This window comes from Telluria sp. AZSoR62, assembly GCF_058111565.1.
This window is the reverse complement of sequence record NZ_JBYTST010000051.1, coordinates 1-555: the sequence shown is the minus strand read 5'-3', so window position 1 is coordinate 555 and position 555 is coordinate 1. Positions and strand designations below refer to the sequence as shown.

Genomic DNA, 555 nt, shown 5'->3' with positions numbered 1-555 from the left:
AGAAAGTCAGCGCATGAAAATTTATCCAGTCATCCTCTCCGGCGGCGCCGGCACCCGCCTGTGGCCATTGTCGCGGGCCGTGCTGCCCAAGCAGCTGCTGCCGCTGGTGGCCGACAAGACCATGCTGCAGGAGACCGCGCAGCGGGTGGCCGGCTGGCCTGGAGTGATGGCGCCGCTCGTCGTGTGCGGCAATGACCACCGTTTCATGGTGGCCGAACAGATGCGCGAAATCGGCATCACGCCGCTGGGCATCCTGCTCGAGCCGGTCGGCCGCAACACCGCCCCGGCGGTTGCGGCGGCGGCCAACTTCCTGAAAGCCATCGATCCGGAAGCGCTGATGCTGGTGCTGCCGGCCGACCACGTCATCGAGAACGGCGCCGCCTTCCGCGACGCGGTCGAACGCGCCGTGACCCTGGTCGGGCAGGGCGCGCTCGCCACCTTCGGCATCGTGCCGACCGGTCCCGAAACCGGCTACGGCTATATCCGCCGCGGCGAGGCCGTGGCCAACTGCGGCGACTGCTACGAGGTGGCGCGCTTTGTCGAGAAGCCCAATGC

At 68.5% G+C, this 555-nt stretch carries 1 protein-coding gene; it reads left to right on the top strand.

Features of this window, described 5'->3' with window-relative positions:
• Positions 1–13 precede the first annotated feature (13 nt).
• Positions 14–555: sugar phosphate nucleotidyltransferase (locus tag AC3XQU_RS22795; RefSeq protein WP_489876443.1), on the top strand; the 542-nt coding region annotated here is incomplete at its 3' end.